This is a genomic window from Sulfitobacter sp. 15WGC, assembly GCF_005068605.1.
Classification (GTDB): domain Bacteria; phylum Pseudomonadota; class Alphaproteobacteria; order Rhodobacterales; family Rhodobacteraceae; genus Sulfitobacter; species Sulfitobacter faviae.
On sequence record NZ_SZNL01000009.1, the window covers coordinates 1 to 18,592 of the forward strand.

At 62.4% G+C, this 18,592-nt stretch carries 22 protein-coding genes and 1 pseudogene; 11 read left to right on the plus strand and 12 right to left on the minus strand.

The window, feature by feature from the left end:
* The 3 genes from FCK22_RS09175 to FCK22_RS09185 all read left to right on the plus strand — a co-directional run.
* Positions 1-98: transposase domain-containing protein (locus tag FCK22_RS09175; RefSeq protein ID WP_136720389.1), on the plus strand; the 98-nt coding region annotated here is incomplete at its 5' end.
* Positions 99-395, plus strand: coding sequence for an ATP-binding protein (locus FCK22_RS09180; protein WP_136720390.1), 297 nt, complete (start codon positions 99-101; stop codon positions 393-395). It begins immediately after the preceding gene.
* A gap of 23 nt (positions 396-418) precedes the next feature.
* A complete protein-coding gene (locus tag FCK22_RS09185) occupies positions 419-847 on the plus strand; it encodes a response regulator (protein ID WP_067267334.1) in 429 nt (142 codons plus the stop codon).
* A gap of 101 nt (positions 848-948) precedes the next feature.
* Here FCK22_RS09185 and groL read toward each other — a convergent pair whose 3' ends face one another.
* The 3 genes from groL to FCK22_RS09200 all read right to left on the minus strand — a co-directional run bounded on the left by groL (position 949) and on the right by FCK22_RS09200 (position 3,791).
* Positions 949-2,592, minus strand: coding sequence for a chaperonin GroEL (gene groL, locus FCK22_RS09190; RefSeq protein WP_067267336.1), 1,644 nt, complete (start codon positions 2,590-2,592; stop codon positions 949-951).
* 64 nt (positions 2,593-2,656) lie between these two features.
* Positions 2,657-2,944, minus strand: coding sequence for a co-chaperone GroES (gene groES / locus FCK22_RS09195; RefSeq protein WP_067267338.1), 288 nt, complete (start codon positions 2,942-2,944; stop codon positions 2,657-2,659).
* Positions 2,945-3,110: 166 nt separating this feature from the next.
* Positions 3,111-3,791, minus strand: a complete 681-nt coding sequence (locus FCK22_RS09200) for a DUF2161 family putative PD-(D/E)XK-type phosphodiesterase (protein WP_067267340.1) — start codon at positions 3,789-3,791, stop codon at positions 3,111-3,113.
* Between the two features lie 151 nt (positions 3,792-3,942).
* Between FCK22_RS09200 and FCK22_RS09205 the strand changes: the two genes are divergently transcribed.
* The 6 genes and pseudogenes from FCK22_RS09205 (at position 3,943) to FCK22_RS09230 (ending at position 8,814) form a co-directional block, all read left to right on the plus strand.
* Positions 3,943-4,863 (plus strand): manganese-dependent inorganic pyrophosphatase, encoded by a 921-nt coding sequence (locus FCK22_RS09205; RefSeq protein ID WP_067267341.1) that lies wholly within the window; start codon positions 3,943-3,945, stop codon positions 4,861-4,863.
* A gap of 50 nt (positions 4,864-4,913) precedes the next feature.
* Positions 4,914-5,785: pseudogene (locus tag FCK22_RS09210) on the plus strand (TIGR01459 family HAD-type hydrolase).
* Between the two features lie 89 nt (positions 5,786-5,874).
* Positions 5,875-6,318: a MaoC family dehydratase gene (locus tag FCK22_RS09215; protein ID WP_067267345.1), complete on the plus strand. Its 444-nt coding sequence runs from the start codon at positions 5,875-5,877 to the stop codon at positions 6,316-6,318.
* Positions 6,319-6,380: 62 nt separating this feature from the next.
* The gene (locus tag FCK22_RS09220; RefSeq protein ID WP_136720391.1) at positions 6,381-7,313 is read left to right on the plus strand and encodes a bifunctional riboflavin kinase/FAD synthetase; all 933 of its coding nucleotides are present in this window, start codon (positions 6,381-6,383) and stop codon (positions 7,311-7,313) included.
* Positions 7,310-7,780 (plus strand): YcgN family cysteine cluster protein, encoded by a 471-nt coding sequence (locus FCK22_RS09225; protein WP_067262747.1) that lies wholly within the window; start codon positions 7,310-7,312, stop codon positions 7,778-7,780. The genes FCK22_RS09220 and FCK22_RS09225 overlap by 4 nt, the downstream gene beginning before the upstream one ends.
* The gene (locus tag FCK22_RS09230) at positions 7,780-8,814 is read left to right on the plus strand and encodes a beta-eliminating lyase-related protein (RefSeq protein ID WP_067262744.1); all 1,035 of its coding nucleotides are present in this window, start codon (positions 7,780-7,782) and stop codon (positions 8,812-8,814) included. Before FCK22_RS09225 ends, FCK22_RS09230 begins: the two co-directional genes overlap by 1 nt.
* Positions 8,815-8,818: 4 nt before the next feature.
* Here the strand turns inward: FCK22_RS09230 and FCK22_RS09235 are convergent, their stop codons facing one another.
* Positions 8,819-9,616 carry an alpha/beta hydrolase gene (locus tag FCK22_RS09235; protein WP_067262741.1) on the minus strand — a complete coding sequence of 266 codons (798 nt, stop codon included), beginning with the start codon at positions 9,614-9,616 and terminating at the stop codon, positions 8,819-8,821.
* Positions 9,613-10,209: a 2-hydroxychromene-2-carboxylate isomerase gene (locus tag FCK22_RS09240; RefSeq protein ID WP_067262740.1), complete on the minus strand. Its 597-nt coding sequence runs from the start codon at positions 10,207-10,209 to the stop codon at positions 9,613-9,615. Before FCK22_RS09240 ends, FCK22_RS09235 begins: the two co-directional genes overlap by 4 nt.
* Positions 10,210-10,311: 102 nt before the next feature.
* Between FCK22_RS09240 and FCK22_RS09245 the strand changes: the two genes are divergently transcribed.
* A complete protein-coding gene (locus tag FCK22_RS09245; RefSeq protein WP_067262737.1) occupies positions 10,312-11,331 on the plus strand; it encodes a ribose-phosphate pyrophosphokinase in 1,020 nt (339 codons plus the stop codon).
* Positions 11,332-11,407: 76 nt separating this feature from the next.
* Here FCK22_RS09245 and FCK22_RS09250 read toward each other — a convergent pair whose 3' ends face one another.
* The 7 genes from FCK22_RS09250 to FCK22_RS09280 form a co-directional block, all read right to left on the minus strand.
* The gene (locus tag FCK22_RS09250) at positions 11,408-11,758 is read right to left on the minus strand and encodes an H-type lectin domain-containing protein (protein ID WP_067262736.1); all 351 of its coding nucleotides are present in this window, start codon (positions 11,756-11,758) and stop codon (positions 11,408-11,410) included.
* Positions 11,759-11,868: 110 nt separating this feature from the next.
* Positions 11,869-12,309: a F0F1 ATP synthase subunit epsilon gene (locus FCK22_RS09255; RefSeq protein WP_067262733.1), complete on the minus strand. Its 441-nt coding sequence runs from the start codon at positions 12,307-12,309 to the stop codon at positions 11,869-11,871.
* 12 nt (positions 12,310-12,321) lie between these two features.
* Positions 12,322-13,746: a F0F1 ATP synthase subunit beta gene (gene atpD / locus FCK22_RS09260; RefSeq protein WP_067262730.1), complete on the minus strand. Its 1,425-nt coding sequence runs from the start codon at positions 13,744-13,746 to the stop codon at positions 12,322-12,324.
* Positions 13,747-13,764: 18 nt separating this feature from the next.
* Complete coding sequence (locus tag FCK22_RS09265; RefSeq protein ID WP_136720392.1) at positions 13,765-14,646, minus strand: F0F1 ATP synthase subunit gamma; 882 nt, start codon at positions 14,644-14,646, stop codon at positions 13,765-13,767.
* A gap of 15 nt (positions 14,647-14,661) precedes the next feature.
* Entirely contained in the window at positions 14,662-16,200 is a 1,539-nt protein-coding gene (gene atpA / locus FCK22_RS09270) for a F0F1 ATP synthase subunit alpha (RefSeq protein ID WP_067262213.1), read from the minus strand.
* Positions 16,201-16,761 (minus strand): F0F1 ATP synthase subunit delta, encoded by a 561-nt coding sequence (locus FCK22_RS09275; protein WP_067262214.1) that lies wholly within the window; start codon positions 16,759-16,761, stop codon positions 16,201-16,203.
* Between the two features lie 294 nt (positions 16,762-17,055).
* The gene (locus tag FCK22_RS09280) at positions 17,056-17,802 is read right to left on the minus strand and encodes a class I SAM-dependent methyltransferase (RefSeq protein WP_067262215.1); all 747 of its coding nucleotides are present in this window, start codon (positions 17,800-17,802) and stop codon (positions 17,056-17,058) included.
* 63 nt (positions 17,803-17,865) lie between these two features.
* Between FCK22_RS09280 and gloB the strand changes: the two genes are divergently transcribed.
* Positions 17,866-18,592 (plus strand): hydroxyacylglutathione hydrolase (gene gloB / locus FCK22_RS09285; protein WP_136720404.1); only part of this gene is annotated, 727 nt, incomplete at its 3' end.

Below are 18,592 nucleotides of genomic sequence, written 5' to 3' on the forward strand. Positions count from 1 at the left end.
TCGCCTATCTCAAGACAACCCTGACAGCGATCGCCAATGGTCATCCGCAAAGTCGCCTCGACGATCTGCTCCCGTGGAACTTCAAACCGTCAAGCTAAGTGGATGGTGCTGTCCAGCTACCGCTTACCCTTGTCTTGACCGTCCGCGATGATGGGCCGGGTATAGAGCTTCGGCATCAGCAAAAGATATTTGAACTCTTTCAAACCCTTAAACCACGCGATGAGGTTGAGGGGAGCGGCTTGGGCCTCGCCATCGTAAGCAAGCTTGCGGCCCACCAAAAAGGCAAGGTCACGCTATTTTCCGACCCTGACAAAGGGCGCGGCGCGACCTTTGTGGTTGAGCTTCCGCTGGCACCACAAGCGCATCAATCCCTGCCCGTGGCGGCCGCAGCGTGACAGCAGTCGGAAAGGAATATCGGATGAAAACGACGCCCGCGAAATTTCTTATCGTCGATGACGACAAAGTCAGCGTGATGGCCATGCAACGGGCGATGCGCAAATTGAAAATCGTCAATGAGACGGCGGTTTGCCATGACGGCCAGCAGGCGCTTGAGTTTCTGGCGGAGGAGGTGAAGCGGCACGGGCGATTGCCGCCCTATATCATCACGCTCGACCTCAATATGCCGCGCATGGGCGGGCTTGAGTTCTTGGAGGTCGTCCGGGCCGATCCCGCCTTGGAGCGTATGGTGGTTTTCGTCTTCACGACCTCCGACATGCCCACGGATGTGCAATCGGCCTATAGCAAGAATGTCGCGGGCTATATCGTGAAGGAGAACCCGTCAGAGACCTTTGCCAATGCACTCGACATGCTGAACACCTATGCGCGGATTGTGGAGCTGCCCAGTTAGGCCGATGAGAACCGGATAAACGCCAGTGAAAGCCTCCCCCGAAACGAAAAGAGGCGCCCCATTGCTGGCGCGCCTCCGGAACCTTAGCCGAAAGGGCTGGCTTACATCATGCCGCCCATGCCGCCCATGTCGGGCATGCCGCCTGCGGGGGCTGCGCCCTCTTTGGCGGGCTTGTCGGCAACCATCGCTTCGGTGGTGATCAGCAGACCTGCGATCGAAGCTGCATCTTGCAGTGCGGTGCGCACCACTTTCGCCGGGTCGATGACGCCGAAGGAGAACATGTCGCCATATTCTTCGGTCTGTGCGTTGAAGCCGAACTTCAGGTCGTCGCTTTCGCGGATTTTGCCGGCCACAACCGAACCGTCCACACCAGCGTTCTCAGCGATCTGACGCAGCGGTGCTTCCAGCGCCTTGCGGACGATGGAGATACCGACGTTCTGGTCGTTGTTGTCGCCAGTGAGGCCTTCCAGCTTCTTGGCGCCTTGAACCAGAGCCACACCACCGCCAACGACGATGCCTTCTTGAACAGCGGCACGTGTCGCGTTCAGGGCGTCATCGACGCGGTCCTTGCGCTCTTTCACTTCGACTTCGGTCATGCCGCCAACGCGGATCACGGCAACACCGCCTGCCAGTTTGGCAACGCGTTCTTGCAGCTTCTCACGGTCGTAGTCGGAGGTGGTCTCTTCGATCTGGTTACGGATCTGAGCCACGCGGGCTTCGATCTCGGCCTTCTCGCCAGCGCCGTCAACGACGGTGGTCTCGTCTTTGGTGATCGACACTTTCTTGGCCGAACCCAGCATGTCCATGGTCACGGACTCGAGCTTCATGCCGAGGTCTTCGGAGATCACTTGACCACCGGTCAGGATCGCGAGGTCTTGCAGCATCGCTTTGCGACGGTCACCGAAGCCCGGTGCCTTCACAGCAGCAATTTTCAGACCACCACGCAGCTTGTTCACGACGAGGGTCGCCAGGGCTTCGCCCTCGACGTCTTCGGCGATGATCAGCAGCGGCTTCTGGGACTGGATGACCTGCTCGAGTAGCGGCACCATCGGCTGAAGGCTCGACAGTTTCTTCTCGTGCAGCAGGATGATCGCGTCTTCCAGTTCGACAGTCATCTTGTCGGAGTTGGTGACGAAATAGGGGCTCAGGTAGCCACGGTCGAACTGCATGCCTTCGACGACATCGGTCTCGGTTTCCAGACCTTTGTTCTCTTCGACGGTGATCACGCCTTCGTTGCCGACTTTCTGCATCGCGTCCGCGATCTGGCGGCCGATTTCACGCTCACCGTTGGCGGAGATGGTGCCAACCTGCGCGACTTCGTCGCTGTCGGACACGTCGCGTGCGGCGGCTTTGATCGCGTCGACGACCTTGGCAGTCGCCAGATCGATGCCGCGCTTGAGGTCCATCGGGTTCATGCCAGCGGCAACCGATTTCATGCCTTCGCGCACGATGGCTTGGGCCAGAACGGTCGCGGTGGTGGTGCCGTCACCGGCTTCGTCGTTGGTCCGGGAAGCGACTTCCTTGACCATCTGCGCGCCCATGTTCTCGAACTTGTCTTCCAGTTCGATTTCCTTCGCCACGGATACACCGTCTTTGGTGATGCGCGGCGCGCCGAAGGATTTGTCCAGAACCACGTTCCGGCCTTTGGGGCCGAGTGTGACTTTCACCGCATCGGCAAGGATGTTCACACCCTTGAGCATCCGGTTGCGGGCATCGGTGTCAAATTTGACGTCCTTAGCAGCCATGTTGTCTTCTCCTAAAATCTTGGATTGATGTGAGCGTCTTCAAAGGGTCGGCAAGCCGGGTGGCTTACGCGATGATCCCCATGATGTCGCTTTCTTTCATCATCAGCATTTCTTCGCCGTCGACGGTGACCTCTGTGCCGGACCACTTGCCGAACAGGATTTTGTCGCCGGGTGCGACGGCCATTTCGATCAGCTCGCCGTTGTCTTTGCGGGCGCCGGTGCCGACAGCCACGACTTCACCTTCGGAAGGCTTTTCCTTGGCGGAATCGGGGATGATCAGCCCGCCGGCGGTTTTCTCTTCGCTTTCTGTGCGCTTGACCAGCACACGGTCATGAAGCGGTTTCAATGCCATCTTTGCAGCTCCTTAAGGCTCAAAGTTACTCTTCCAAGCCACCCCCTCCGGGCGAGGGGTGCAGCCGTTAGCACTCGACCCATGTGAGTGATAACGATGCATAGCTAAGGAGCGGCCCGCGGCCTGTCAACAACGGCGTTGAAAAATTTTGAGCGCATTGGAACCATTATTCGGCCCCTAAAATACGCCCCGCAGTCGCGACAGCCTCGGCCCCCTTTGGGGTCAGCCCGTATATGCCTTTGTCGACCTTTTCAAACCAACCATAGTGATCGTCCCGCATCATGCGGGTCGCCGCCGAGACGCCGGTCGCGCGGGCCACATCCGCGCCTTTTCTTGCGCCCGCTTCGAACAGGTAGACCGCGAGCTTCAGCGCATCCTGACGGTAGGCCGTCACCAGCCCCGCGCGGGTCTGGCCACCGTCGTTCGGATCGCCCTGTCGCCGGGCAAACTCGCGCAAGAGCAGCGCTGCCCGTTTGGCATTCTTGCGCGGCGCATAGGGGCCGGGATCGCAATGCACCTCGACCAGCCCATCCGACAGCCGCACGGTGATCAGCCCCAGCCCCAGCCGCCGGGCCAGCGTGACGTTGTCCTTCACCGCCTTGGCAAAGCGCTTGCCCGGTTGGCGCGCCACAGCAAGGTAAACATCATCCGCCACTTTCAGCCGCGCCAGACATTGGTGGAACAGCGTCAGCGAAAAGCCGAGCTTCAACTCGACCACCACCGGCGGCTCTGCCCCGCGCACGGCCACCACATCCGCCGCGCCGACCTCGGCCTTCACCACATAGCCCTGATCCTCAAGGAAGGCTTTGATCGGCGGGTAAAGATCAGTTTCGCGCGGATTGTTCATGGCGCGCAACTTGCCCCATCGCGCGGCGCTATGCAAAGGGCGGCGGCGCCTGAAGGTGCCGCGCAATGCCGCATTGCAGCGCGCGCAGGTGACAAGCCTATTCAACCTGCTATAAGGCGCGCAAATCCACCCGAACAGACAGGACCGCCCCATGACAACGCTTGTTTTTGGCCATAAATCCCCCGACACCGACAGCACCGGCAGCCCGATCGTTTGGGCGTGGTATCTCAATGAGATCAAAGGCATCCCCGCCAAACCCGTCCTGCTGGGCGAGCCGAATACCGAAGCGCTGTTCATGCTCGACAAATGGGACCTCGAAAAGCCCGAGATCCTGACCGAGCTTGAGGCCGACACCAAGGTTGTCATCGTCGACACCAACAACCCCGCCGAACTGCCCGACAACATCAATGACGCCGATATCACCGGCATCATCGACCACCACCGTCTGGTGGCGGGGCTTGAGACGCGCGGCCCGATCGAGATCAACATCCAGCCCCTCGCCTGCACCGCGACGATCATGTACAAGATGATCGGCAAGGACTGGGCGCAGGCCCCCCGCGGTGTGAAGGCCGCGGCCCTGTCCTGCATCCTGTCGGACACGCTTGAGTTCCGCAGCCCCACCACCACCCAAGAAGACCGCGCCATCGCCCATGACATCGCGCAGGATCTCGGCGTCGATATCACGGACTACGCGGCCGAAATGTTCGCCGCGAAATCCGATGTGTCCTCCTTCAGCGAAGCGGAACTGCTCCGCATGGACAGCAAGGGCTTCGACCTTGATGGCACCAACCTGCGCGTGAGCGTGTTGGAAACCACCTCCCCCGCGCCGCTGCTCGAGCGTAAGGACGCGCTGATGGCCGAGATGCCCAAGGTGGCCGAAGCCGACGGTGCCGCGCAGGTGCTTTTGTTCATTGTCGACATTCTGAAAGAAGAGGCGACGCTCTTGGTGCCCAACGACATGGTCAAACACATCGCCGAGCAGAGCTTTGGCGCTGAGGTCTCCGGCGACACGGTCGTGCTGCCCGGTGTGATGAGCCGTAAAAAGCAGATCATCCCGAACCTCAAGATGTAAGCCAATCGGGCGGGCCAAGTGCCCGCCCTCACTTTTTGAAAGGCCGCCCCATGACCCGCATTATCTCTGCTCTGCCCGACGTATCCGATCAATATGACGCGCTTTTCGTCGATCTTTGGGGCTGCGTGCATGACGGGCGCAAAGCGCTGCCCGCGGCGGTGGCGGCCTTGCAGGCCTATCGCAAGACCGGCGGCAAGGTCGTCTTGGTCACCAACTCCCCCCGCCCCCGCGGAGGCGTGGAGAAACAGTTGCAGCAATTCGGCGTGCCGCAAGACGCATGGGACAGCATCGCCACCTCCGGCGATTCCGCGCGGTCAGCGATGTTCCGGGGGGCCGTGGGCGAAAAGGTCTGGTTCATCGGCCATCCCGGAGAGCGCAAGTTTTTCGAGCCGCTGACCATCCTGAAAGCCCGGTTGAGATCGAGACCGTCCCGCTGGCGCAGGCCGAGGGCATCGTCTGCACCGGCCCCGTCGATGCCATGGCCGACCCGGAAGTCATGCGCCCCGAGTTTGAGCAGGCCATCGCCCGCGGGCTGAAGCTGCTCTGCGCCAACCCCGATATCGTGGTCGACCGGGGCGAGGTACGCGAATGGTGCGCCGGGGCGCTGGCTGCGCTCTATACGGAAATGGGGGGCGAAAGCCTCTATTTCGGCAAGCCCCACGCCCCGATCTACGACCTCGCCCGCCGCCGTCTTGCCGCGCTTGAGGTCGACATCCCCGACAACCGCATCCTCGCCATCGGCGACGGCATCCTGACGGATGTCAAAGGCGCGATGGACGAAGGCATCGATTCGCTCTTCATCACCGGGGGGCTGGCCGCCGCGGAAACCGCCACGACCGAGCAGCCCGACGAAGCCAAACTCCGCGCCTATCTCGACCGCGAGGCATCGGCCCCGACCTATGCCATCGGCTTCCTGCGCTAACCCAGAAAGAGCTTGATTTTCTGCAACTGCGAAGTAATAAAGTTGCAACTCGGCGCAGCATAGCGTCACTTTGTTACCAAGGAGCCGTCATGTTGGACAATATGCCACGCGGGACGATCTGCATCGAAGATATCGAAATCGGCATGTCGCGCCATCTGCGCAAAGTCGTGACCGATATGGATATCGAACTTTTCGCGCAGGTCTCGACCGACCGCAACCCGGTGCATCTGGATGACGACTATGCCCGCGAGACGATATTCGAGGGGCGCATCGCACATGGGATGCTGACTGCCGGGCTGATCTCGGCGGTGATCGGGGAACAGCTGCCCGGTCATGGCACGATCTACCTTGGGCAATCGCTCAAATTCCTCGGCCCCGTGCGCCCCGGCGATATGGTGCTGGCCGAAGTCACCGTGACCGACATGGACATCGCCAAACGCCGCGTGAAAATGGACTGCCGCTGTACGGTCGACGGCAAACCCGTGCTGGCCGGAGAGGCCACGGTGCTCGCGCCCTCGGCCAAGCTCGACTGAGCGGGCGGTTTTCGCCGCCCGTGCATCTTGCTCTTGCCCCGCAGCACGGCTAGGCAAGGCGCATGCGGATCATCCGAGATTATCAATTCGTCGACCTGCCAGATCGCGGTGCCACCGCCGCGATCGGCAATTTCGATGGCGTGCACCTTGGCCACCGGTCGGTGATCGAACTGGCGCAGCAGGCGGCCCCCGACGCGCCGCTCGGCGTCGTCACCTTTGAGCCGCATCCCCGCGAATATTTCGCCCCCGACGCCCCGCCCTTTCGCCTGATGGGCCGCGAGGCCCGCGCGCATCGGCTGGAAAAGATCGGCGTCAAACGGCTCTATGAACTGGCCTTCAACAGCACGCTGGCGGGCCTCTCGCCCGAGGCCTTTGCCCGCGACGTGCTGCACGAAGGGCTGGGGCTGGCCCATGTGGTCGTCGGCGCTGACTTCTGCTTTGGCAAGGGCCGCGAAGGTACCGCTGAGGATCTGGTTCGCTTCGGCGTGCAATATGGCTTTGGCGTCACCATCGCCCCGCTGATGGCCCGCGATGAGCTGACCGTGTCGTCGACCGCCATCCGCGAAGCACTGACCCGCGGCGCGCCGCGTGAGGCCGCCGCCATGCTGGGCCATTGGCACCGCATCGACGGGCCGGTGATCTCGGGTGAGCAGCGTGGCCGCGAGTTGGGCTTTCCCACCGCGAATATGTCCATCGACGGTCTGCACCCGCCCGCCTTCGGCGTCTATGCCGTGCTGGCTGACGTGCTGGAGGGGCCGCATAAGGGCAGCTATCACGGGGCGGCCAGCATCGGCACCCGCCCGATGTTCGGTGAGAACAAAGCCAATATCGAGACCTATGTCTTTGACTTCAAAGGCGACCTTTATGGCGCGCCACTTTCGGTCGGGCTGGTCGAACATCTGCGGGGCGAAGAGAAGTTTGACAGCCTCGATGCGCTGATCGCCCAGATGGGGCAGGACTGCAACCGCGCCCGGACCATTCTGGCGGCGTTATGAGCGATCCGATCCCCCGCAAGGGCCTGACCCCGAAGTTCTGGGAGAAGAAACCCCTGACGGAGATGTCCCAGACCGAATGGGAAGCGCTCTGCGACGGTTGCGGCAAATGCTGCCTCAACAAGCTCGAAGACGAAGACAGCGGCGAAGTGGCCCTGACCCGCGTCGCCTGCCGCCTGCTTGACGACAGCAGCTGCCGCTGCGTCCATTACGAGAACCGGCATGAATTCGTGCCCGACTGCATCGTGCTGCGCCCCGACAACCTTGATACCCACGCCTATTGGATGCCCCAGACCTGCGCTTACCGCCTGCTCTGGGAGGGCAAGCCCCTGCCCGAGTGGCACCCACTCAAGACCGGCACGCCGGACAGCGTGCATGACGCCGGGGTCAGCGTGCAATTTGATACCGTGTCCGAATTTGATACCCCGTTCGAAGAATGGGAAGACCATATTATCGAGGAGCCCACCTGATGTTTTTCGCCTCTGACAACGCCGGTCCCGTCCACCCCAAGGTGATGGAGCGCGTGATTGCCGCCAATACCGATTTCGCGATGCCCTACGGCAAAGACCCGATCATGGATGAGGTTCGCGACCAAATCAGGCAGCAGTTCGAGGCGCCAGAGGCGGAGGTCTACCTCGTTGCCACCGGCACCGCGGCCAATGCGCTGGCGCTGGCCTGCTACACCCAGCCGTGGCAGACGATCTTCTGTTCCAAGGTCGCGCATATCGAAGAGGATGAGTGCAACGCGCCCGAGTTCTACGCAGGTGCAGCCAAGCTGACGCTGGTGGAGACCGAGGACAAGATGACCCCCGAGGCCCTGCGCCGCGCCATCGTCGCGCGGGTGGCGGGCGACGTGCACACGCCGCAACGCGGTCCGGTGTCGATCACGCAAGTCACGGAACGCGGCGGGGTGCACAGCCTTGAAGAGCTGCGCGCGCTGACCGCGGTGGCCAAGGAGTACGACCTGCCCGTCCATATGGACGGCGCGCGTTTTGCCAATGCGCTGGTGGCCTTGGGCTGCACCCCGGCTGAGATGACGTGGAAATCGGGCGTCGATGTGGTGAGCTTTGGCGGCACCAAGAACGGCTGCATGGGTGTCGAAGCCGTGGTCTTCTTCGACCCAAAAAAGGCGTGGGAGTTCGAATTGCGCCGCAAACGCGGGGCGCATCTCTTCTCCAAACATCGGTATCTCTCGGCCCAGATGGCGGGCTACCTTGCAGATGGCACATGGTTGGAAACAGCCAAAGCGGCCAATGCCAATGCGGCCCATCTTGCCCAAGGGCTGCGCGCGGCGGGAGCGGAATTCCTGCATGAGCCTGCGGCGAACATGATCTTCGCCCGTTTCCCCCGCGCCATCCACCGCAAGCTGCATGAAACGGGCGCGCGCTATTATCTGTGGGACGGCACGCTCGACGGCGACGAAGAGGAGATGGTCGCGGCGCGCATGGTCTGCGACTGGTCGATCAGCCGTGAGCAGATCGACCAGTTCCTGAGCCACTTCTAAACGTTCACGCCAGCGGCACGTCCTTCAGGAAATCACGGATCGCCTCGGCGACCTCGGCAGCATGGGTGATGGGCACCATATGCCCTGCCCCCTCGACCGAAACACGCCGCACGTCCGGCAAGCGGCGCATCAGCGACGCGTTGATCGCATGGGCCGCCTTGGGAGAGGCGCTGCCTTCGACCAAAAGCGCGGGCATCGACGCACGGTCGAACATACCCGGCGCCAGCAACCCCGCGCTATCCTCGCCCAAAAAGGGCGAAGAGGCGGGGATGAAGCCGATGCGGTCGACCATATAGGCGCGGGTCGGCTCAGGGATTTGATCCCATTTCGTGCCATCGCCCCAAACGCGGTTGAACAGCCGCGCGGCGGTTTCCGCGTCGCCGCCGGCTAAAGCCGCCTCAAAGGCCGCGTTCTGTTCGTTGTATTCGGCCATCGCCTCGGGATCATCCTGTTTGGCGGCGGCGAAATAGACCGGCTCGATCAGTGTGATGCTGCGCACCAGTTCGGGATGCTCGATCGCCAACCGCATCGCCACCGTCGCGCCAAAGGAATGGCCGATCAGGTCCATCGGCGCTTCGAGCAGGCTCAGCGCCATCTCGGTCGCCACGTCGTGGATATTGCCCTGCCCGTCCCAATCGCCCGACCGCCCGTGCATCGGCAGGTCGAAGGCGCGCAGGGTCATCTCATCCGACAGCGCCGCCCCGATGCCCCGCCACGCGCCGGAATGCGCCAGCGAGCAATGGATCGCCAAGGCCGGGCGCGGGCCGTGACCAAAACGGCGCGCGTTAATCTCTGGGGTCACAGCTTGCCCCCGAGGTGCAGGTCGAGGTCTTCCAAACGGTCCTGCCCCCAGAACTTCTGATCTCCGACGATATAGAACGGCGCGCCAAAGACACCCTGCGCGACGGCCTCTTCAAGGTTCGCGGCATAGGTTTCTGCCCCCTGCAACAGCCCGCTGTCGGCCAGCGCGGGATCGAACCCCGCCTCACTCAGACAGGCGCGGACCACATCGTCATGGCCGATGTCCTTTTCCTCGGCCCAGACGGCGCGGGTGATGGCATGGGTCAGCTTGCCCAAATCGCCCCCGCCCGCGTTCTGCGCCGCGATCACCGCATAGGCCGCGGGCGCGCCATTCGTCGGCCAATGCGCGGGCTTGAGGTTGAAGGGCAGGCCCAGCTTGCGTGCCTGCCGCGGCAGGTCTTGGGCGCGGTATTCATTCCGGCTGGGGTGACGCTCTGCCGGGGGCAGTCCGCCAGTGCGCGGGAAAGCGGCCACGATGTCGAAAGGTTTGTAAACGATTTCGGCCCCGTGCTTTTCGGCAATCGCCTCAAGCCGATTCCCGGCGAGGTAGCAATAGGGTGACAGCGTTGCGAAAAAATAGTCGATCCGGGCCATTTGGCTCTCCTTCGGGGGCGGTGCAGCTTTGCCCGACCGTAAGCGCATGCTAAGCGGTGTCAACGTCACGAATCTGCAACCTACCGCTGCCCCGGAGCCCCTATGCCACGCACTTCAGAACCTAAACTGATCTCAGGCAATGCCAATATGCCGCTTGCCAAGGCCATCGCGCGGCGCATGTCGCTGCACCGCGGCGTCAATGTCGGCCTTGTCGATGCACGGGTCGAGCGGTTCAACGACGGCGAGATTTTCGTCGAGGTTTATGAGAACGTGCGCGGCGAGGATATGTTCATTATCCAGCCCACGTCGAACCCCGCGAACGACAACCTGATGGAACTGATGATCATGGCCGATGCGCTGCGCCGATCCTCTGCCGCGCGGGTCACTGCGGTGCTGCCCTATTTCGGCTACGCCCGTCAGGACCGCCGCACCAAGGCGCGCACGCCGATCACCGCCAAAATGGTCGCCAACATGCTGACCGGCAGCGGGATCGAGCGGATCCTGACCATGGACCTGCACGCCGCGCAGATCCAAGGCTTCTTCGACATTCCGGTCGACAACCTCTACGCCTCCCCGATCTTTGCGCTGGATATCAAGGACGCTTTCAAAGACCGTATGGATGAGCTGATGGTCGTCAGCCCCGACGTCGGCGGTGTGGCCCGCGCGCGTGAACTGGCCAAGCGGATCAACTCCCCCCTGTCGATCGTCGACAAACGCCGCGAGAAAGCGGGCGAAGTGGCCGAGATGACCGTGATCGGCGATGTGAAGGGCAAGACCTGCCTGATCGTGGACGACATCTGCGACACCGCGGGCACGCTCTGCAAAGCCGCCGAAGTGCTGTTGGAGAACGGCGCCAAGGAGGTGCACTCCTACATCACCCACGGCGTCATGTCCGGCCCGGCGGTCGAACGTGTGGCCAATTCGGTCATGAAATCGCTGGTCATCACCGACAGCATCGCGCCGACCCCCGCGGTTAAGAAAGCGCCGAACATCCGCATCGTGCCCACCGCGCCGATGTTCGCCCAAGCGATCCTGAACATCTGGAACGGCACCTCCGTCTCCTCGCTGTTCGAGGCGGAAACGCTGGGCCCGATCTATGACGGGATGTATGCCGCGAGCTAAGCCGCGTGCTGTGATCTAGGGTTGGCCCAAACGGGCCGCCCGCGCCTTTTGGGCCCCTCCCGCCGAAGCGACGGGCCTAGCCGATGACCCAGTCATCCTCCTCCCCCAGTGATCCAATCGCCGTCCAAGCCAGCCGCGCCCGTGCGACGCGGGTGTCGCCCCATGTGCGGAACACCATGTCAAAGCCCGCCTCGGTCACCGCCTCGGCGCAGATGTCGGCGCGGGTGACGGTGCTGGCGTCGATGTCCCAAAGCGACATCGTGACCTGAACATGCGGCGGCTCTCGGAAGGGTTCGGAAAAATTGATCCGGCGGCGGCGCTCACGCTGGCCATGACCCGTCCACATCGAACCGCCGTCTTCGAACTCGGAAAACAGCATGACATCGCCATTGTCCACGCCGATGGTATGGCTGCGCAGTCGTTTCATATCCCTAGCCTACCCGCTTTTTCGATCACTGCACAATGATGCCGCAGCAGCGAGAGGCAGAAAAGCAAAAAGCCCCGCCGAAGCGGGGCTTTTCACGAATTTTCAACGCATTACAGGTTGGGCTGCTTGCTCGACAACCCGATGTGATCACCCACGGCAACCATATCGGAGAGCAGCTTGGCGGCGTCATCCACGGGGCCGGGCTCATTCTCCCAGTTGTCCTTGGCGCGGGTGTAGACGGCATGCGCCTCTGCCACCATGCTGTCCATCTGCTCCTGCGTCATGTCGGCACGCGCCACGGCACGTTCCGCCAGCACAGACACGCCGCCCTGCCCGCCGATTTCGGCGAAGCCGCCGGTCACGACATATTCGGTCGTGCCCTCCGGCCCTTCCACGCGCAGAAGGCCCGGACGCAGGGTGGTGATGGTGGGCGCATGATCGGCCATGGCCGTCATGTCGCCCTCGGTGCCCGGAATCTGCACGGCCGTCACCTGCATCGATGCCAGCCGCCGTTCCGGCGAAACGAGGTCGAATTGCATTGTGTCTGCCATTGTCAGCGCTCCTTAAGCGGCGTCTGCCGCCATTTTCTCGGCTTTCGCCTTCACTTCGTCGATGCCGCCAACCATGTAGAAGGCACCTTCGGGCAGGTGGTCATACTCACCGGCAACCACGGCCTTGAAGGACGCGATGGTTTCTTCCAGCGGCACCTGAACGCCGTCGGAACCGGTGAAGACTTTCGCCACGTCGAAGGGCTGGCTGAGGAAACGCTCGATCTTACGGGCGCGGGCCACGGTCAGCTTGTCCTCTTCGCTCAACTCGTCCATGCCGAGAATGGCGATGATGTCCTGAAGCGATTTGTAGCGCTGAAGCACCTGCTGCACGTCTGTCGCCACTTTGTAGTGCTCGTCGCCGATGATCAGCGGGTCAAGCAGACGCGAGGTGGAGCCGAGCGGGTCAACCGCCGGGTAGATGCCCTTTTCCGAGATCGAACGGTCAAGAACCGTTGTCGCGTCGAGGTGGGCAAAGGAGGTCGCCGGCGCGGGGTCGGTAAGGTCGTCCGCGGGAACGTAGACGGCCTGAACCGAGGTGATCGAGCCATTCTTGGTCGACGCAATACGCTCCTGCATGACGCCCATGTCGGTCGCCAGTGTCGGCTGGTAGCCCACAGCAGAAGGAATGCGGCCCAGAAGGGCGGACACTTCGGAACCGGCCTGCGTGAAGCGGAAGATGTTGTCGACGAAGAACAGAACGTCGGAACCGGATTCGTCGCGGAACTGCTCGGCCAGTGTCAGGCCGGTCAGGGCGATCCGCATACGCGCGCCCGGAGGCTCGTTCATCTGGCCGTAGACCAGCGCAATTTTCGAATCCACAAGGTTGTCGGGAACGATAACGCCGGATTCGATCATCTCGTGGTAGAGGTCGTTGCCCTCACGGGTCCGCTCACCCACGCCCGCGAACACGGAGAGACCCGAGTGCACTTTGGCGATGTTGTTGATCAGTTCCATGATGAGAACAGTCTTGCCCACGCCGGCACCGCCGAAGAGGCCAATCTTACCACCCTTGGTGTAGGGGGCCAGCAGGTCGATAACCTTGATGCCGGTGACGAGGATCTCGGTCTCGGTCGACTGGGCCGCGAACTCGGGCGCTTCGCCGTGAATGGCGCGGGAGTTGTCCGCGTTGACCGGGCCCTGCTCGTCCACGGCTTCGCCGGTGACGTTCATGATGCGGCCCAGGGTCGCGTTGCCGACAGGCACGCGGATCTGGTCGCCGGTGTCGGTCACGTCCTGACCGCGGACCAAACCCTCGGTGGCGTCCATCGCAATGGCACGCACGGTGTTTTCGCCAAGGTGCTGCGCCACTTCGAGAACCAGCGTCTTGCCTTGGTTCTCGGTGTGGAGCGCGTTGAGAATCTCGGGCAGTTCACCCTCGAATTGAACGTCAACGACAGCGCCGATGACCTGTGTAATTTTACCGACAGCTTTTGCCATGTCGTGTCTCCGATTTGCTTACAGCGCTTCCGCGCCGGAAATGATTTCGATCAGCTCGTTGGTGATGACAGCCTGACGCGAGCGGTTGTACTCAATGGTCAGCTTGTCGATCATCTCGCCCGCGTTGCGTGTGGCGTTGTCCATCGCCGACATCCGGGCACCCTGTTCGGATGCACCGTTCTCCAGCAGAGCCGAGAAGATCGCCGTGGCGACCCCGCGCGGCAGAAGGTCGGCCAAGACCGCCTCTTCGCTGGGTTCATAGTCGAACAATGTGGACGCTGCGCTGTCGTCGCCTTCTTCGCCGTCGAATTTGGCGGGGATGATCTGCTGCGCCGTCGGCGTCTGCATGACCACGTTGACGAACTTCGCGTAGAAGATCGTCGCCACGTCAAATTCGCCCGCGTCAAAGCGGTTCAGCACGTCCTGCGCGATGTTCTGCGCGTCGCCGTAGCCGATCTTTTTGACTTCGCTGAGGTCAACATGGCCCACCAGATGATCGCCCAGATCGCGGCGCAGCGCGTCGCGGCCCTTCTTACCAACGGTGAGGATTTTCACCTCTTTGCCCTGGGCCAGCAGATCGCGCGCATGGGCCTTGGCCTTCTTCGCGATGTTGCTGTTGAAGCCGCCGCACAGCCCGCGTTCGGCGGTCATGACCACCAGCAGATGCACCTTGTCTTCACCCGTGCCGCTGAGCAGCTTGGGCGCGCTGTCGGAACCGCCGACGCTGGCCGCGAGCCCTGCCATCACGGCATTGAACCGCTCAGAATAGGGACGCGAAGCCTCGGCAGCCTCCTGCGCGCGGCGAAGTTTCGCCGCGGCAACCATTTGCATGGCCTTGGTGATCTTGCGGGTCGATTTGACCGACGAGATCCTGTTCTTCAGGTCCTTGAGATTTGGCATTGCCTTATCTCCCGTTTAAGCGAAGTCGGCGGCGAAACCGTCGATGGCGGCTTTGATCTTCTCTTCCAACTCGCCTTTGACCTTGCGGTCGTTGTTGGTGATGTCCTTGAGAAGGTCGTCATGCTTGCTGCGCAGATGCGCCAGCAGACCCGCTTCGAAGCGGCCAACGTCCGAGATGTCCACCTTGTCGAGATAGCCGTGGGTACCGGCGTAGATCACGCAGACGATTTCCGAGTTGGTCAGCGGCGCGTACTGCGGCTGCTTCATCAGTTCGGTCAGACGCGCACCACGGTTCAGCAGCTGCTGGGTCGCGGCGTCGAGGTCGGAGCCGAACTGCGCGAAGGCCGCCATTTCGCGGTACTGGGCCAGCGACAGCTTCACCGGACCGGCGACCGAGGACATCGCCTTGGTCTGGGCCGAGGAGCCAACACGCGAAACCGACAGACCGGTGTTCACGGCGGGACGGATGCCTTGGTAGAACAGTTCGGTCTCAAGGAAGATCTGACCGTCGGTGATCGAGATCACGTTGGTCGGAATAAAGGCGGACACGTCGCCACCCTGGGTCTCAATGATCGGCAGCGCGGTCAGAGAGCCGTTGCCAGCTTCGTCACCCAGCTTCGCGGAACGCTCAAGCAGGCGGGAGTGGAGGTAGAAAACGTCGCCCGGGTAAGCTTCGCGGCCCGGCGGGCGGCGCAGCAGCAGGGACATCTGACGGTAGGACACGGCCTGCTTGGAGAGGTCATCGTAGATGATCAGCGCGTGGCGGCCGTTGTCGCGGAAATGCTCGGCCATCGCGGTGGCGGCATAGGGCGCGAGGAACTGCATCGGCGCGGGCTCGGAAGCGGTGGCGGCCACGACGATGGAGTAGTCGATCGCGCCCGTCTCTTCGAGCTTTTTCACCAGCTGCGCCACGGTCGAGCGTTTCTGACCGATCGCGACGTAGACGCAGTACATCTTCTTGCTCTCGTCGTCGCCAGCGGCTTCGTTGACCTGCTGCTGGTTCAGCATCGCGTCGAGCGCGACGGCGGTCTTGCCGGTCTGACGGTCGCCAATGATCAGCTCACGCTGGCCACGGCCGATCGGGATCATGGCGTCAACGGACTTGAGGCCAGTGGCCATCGGCTCGTGCACGGATTTACGCGGGATGATGCCCGGTGCCTTCACGTCGGCGATGCCGCGCTTGGTGGCGCCGATGGGGCCTTTGCCGTCGATGGGGTTGCCCAGACCGTCAACAACGCGGCCCAGCAGTTCGTCACCGATTGGCACGTCCACGATGGAGTTGGTGCGCTTGACGGTGTCGCCTTCGGTAATGTCGCGGTCGGAGCCGAAGATAACGACACCCACGTTGTCGGCTTCGAGGTTCAGGGCCATGCCCTGAATGCCGCCGGGGAATTCGACCATTTCACCGGCCTGAACGTTGTCCAGACCATAGACGCGGGCGATACCGTCACCGACGGAGAGAACGCGACCCACTTCGGCCACTTCGGTTTCCTGACCGAAATCCTTGATCTGGTCCTTCAGGATCGCAGAAATCTCTGCTGCTTGGATACCCATTTATCCGACCTCTTTCATTACATTCTGGAGGGAATTGAGCTTGGAGCGGATCGAGGTGTCGATCATCTTCGAGCCCACTTTGACGACAAGACCGCCGATGAGGCTTTCATCAACGGTCGCATGAAGTGATACTTTTTTGCCGGTGGAAGCGGTCAGCGATTTCGCCAGCTTGTCCGACTGTGTCTTCGTCAGTGCCTTGGCCGTTGTGACCTCGGCAGTGATTTCGCCTTTGGCTTCGGCAATGGTCTCGCGCAGCGCTTTGACCAGCGCGGGCAGCGCGAACAGGCGGCGCTTTTGCGCCATCAGTTGCAGCGTGTTCGCCATGGTCTTGGTCAGGCCCATCTTTTCGGCCAGCACCTTGATCGCCTGTTCCTGCTCCTCGCGGGTATAGAGCGGCGAAGTGGTCAGGCGGCGAAAATCGTCGCTGTCGTTCAATGCCGCTTCAAGCGCGGTAAGATCGCCCTCGATGGCATCGACCTGATTGGCCTCGCGGGCCAGATCGTACACGGCTGTCGCATAACGTTCCGCGATACCGGTGGAAATGGAAGCAGGTTCGGACACGTCCATCCTCTCGTTCAATAAGCGCCGGATATGCGAAGATGTCGCGTCACCAGCAGTTGGCGCGGCTTGAAGTTACCCAAGACGTCTAAATCAGGGGCGATGTAGCAGACAGGTTCACGCCCGGCAACACAGTATAGGCAGGTAATGTCGCGGCGTGCTGCAATATTGCAAGGGCTGCGGCCTATCGCGGCTCTTTGCCGCAGAAAAATGCCACCCCGACCACCGCTGGAGCAGGCCCACGAATCCAGCCCCCTCGCTCGCTGCATGCGCTAAGTCTACAAGGCGCTGAGGCGTTTAGACGGGTTTGGCCTGCGGCTCTGCCATCCCCTCCAACACCCCGATGGCGCGCCTTGCGGTGCTGCGTTGCGGACGACCTCGCGGCGGGTAAACCAGTTTCGTGGCCTCCACCAAGATCGCGCCGCCGCCCATCATCGTCGGCATCTGACGTCCGATTTTCTCGAACAAAGGCGCCGACTTCATCCAGATTCGCTGCTGCGACGGGAACTGGTAAAGCGCGCCGAGGTGCCGTTCCGGCAGGAACTGATGCTTGCGCAACTGCGTCTCTAACTGCCCCGGCGAATAGGGCCGCCCATAGCCGAAAGGCGTGCGGTCCCGCCGTGCCCACATGCCCGCGCGGCTTGGCACGATGAACAGTGCCTTGCCCCCCGGCCCCAGCACGCGCCAGCATTCGTCCAGCAGTTCACTGGGCCGCTCAGAGGTTTCGAGCCCGTGCATCAGCACCAGCTTATCCACCGCCCCCGTCTCGACCGGCCAAAGCGTCTCTTCCGTCAGGACCGAGGTGTTGGGCATCCCCGCCGGCCAAGGCATCACCCCCTGCGGGCCGGGCATCAGGACCATCACCCGCCGCGCATCCGCCAGATAGGGGCGCAGCAGGGGCGCGGCAAAGCCAAAGCCGACAACGGTCTGGCCCTTCGCTTCGGGCCAAAGCTCCAACAACCGCCCGCGCAGGGATTTCTGCGCCGCACGTCCCAACGCGCTGCGATAATAGAAATTGCGCAGATCCTGTACATCAAGATGCATTGCAGCCCGCCTTGGTGAGTGTCACTCTTAACGGACCATAACAACACAGCGAGGTAAGACGCCATGGCCTTTGATCTGGTCACGATTCCCTGTCTGTCGGACAACTACGCCTTTCTGCTGCGGGACCATGACAGCGGCGCGGTGGCGCTGATCGACGTGCCCGAGGCCGCGCCGATCATGGCAGAGCTTGACCGCCGCGGCTGGACGCTGAGCCAAGTCTGGTTGACCCACCACCACCCCGACCACGTTCAAGGTCTGGCCGAACTGCTCACCCGCTTCCCCGCCGAGGTGATCGGCGCCAAGGATGATGCCCACCGCCTGCCCCCGCTCGACCGCGCGGTGGCCGAGGGTGACAGCGTTGAGCTGGGCGCGCTTGCGGCCCAAGTGCTCGATGTGTCGGGCCACACCGTGGGCCATATCGCCTTTCACGTGCCCCAAGCCAAGGCGGCCTTTACCGCAGACAGCCTCATGGCGCTCGGCTGCGGCCGCCTCTTTGAAGGCACGCCCGCGCAGATGTGGGAAAGCCTGCAAAAGCTGGCCGCCCTGCCCCGTGACACGACGATCTGCTCGGGCCACGAATATACCGCCGCCAACGCAAAATTCGCCCTGACCGTTGATCCGGACAATCCCGCCCTTATATCAAGGGCCAAGGACATCGACAGCGCCCGCGCCAAGGGGCAGCCGACCGTCCCCTCGTCGCTTTCACTGGAACTAGAAACCAATCCCTTCCTGCGCCCCGCCGACCCGGCCATCCGCGCGACCTTGGGGATGCCAGACGCCACCGACACGG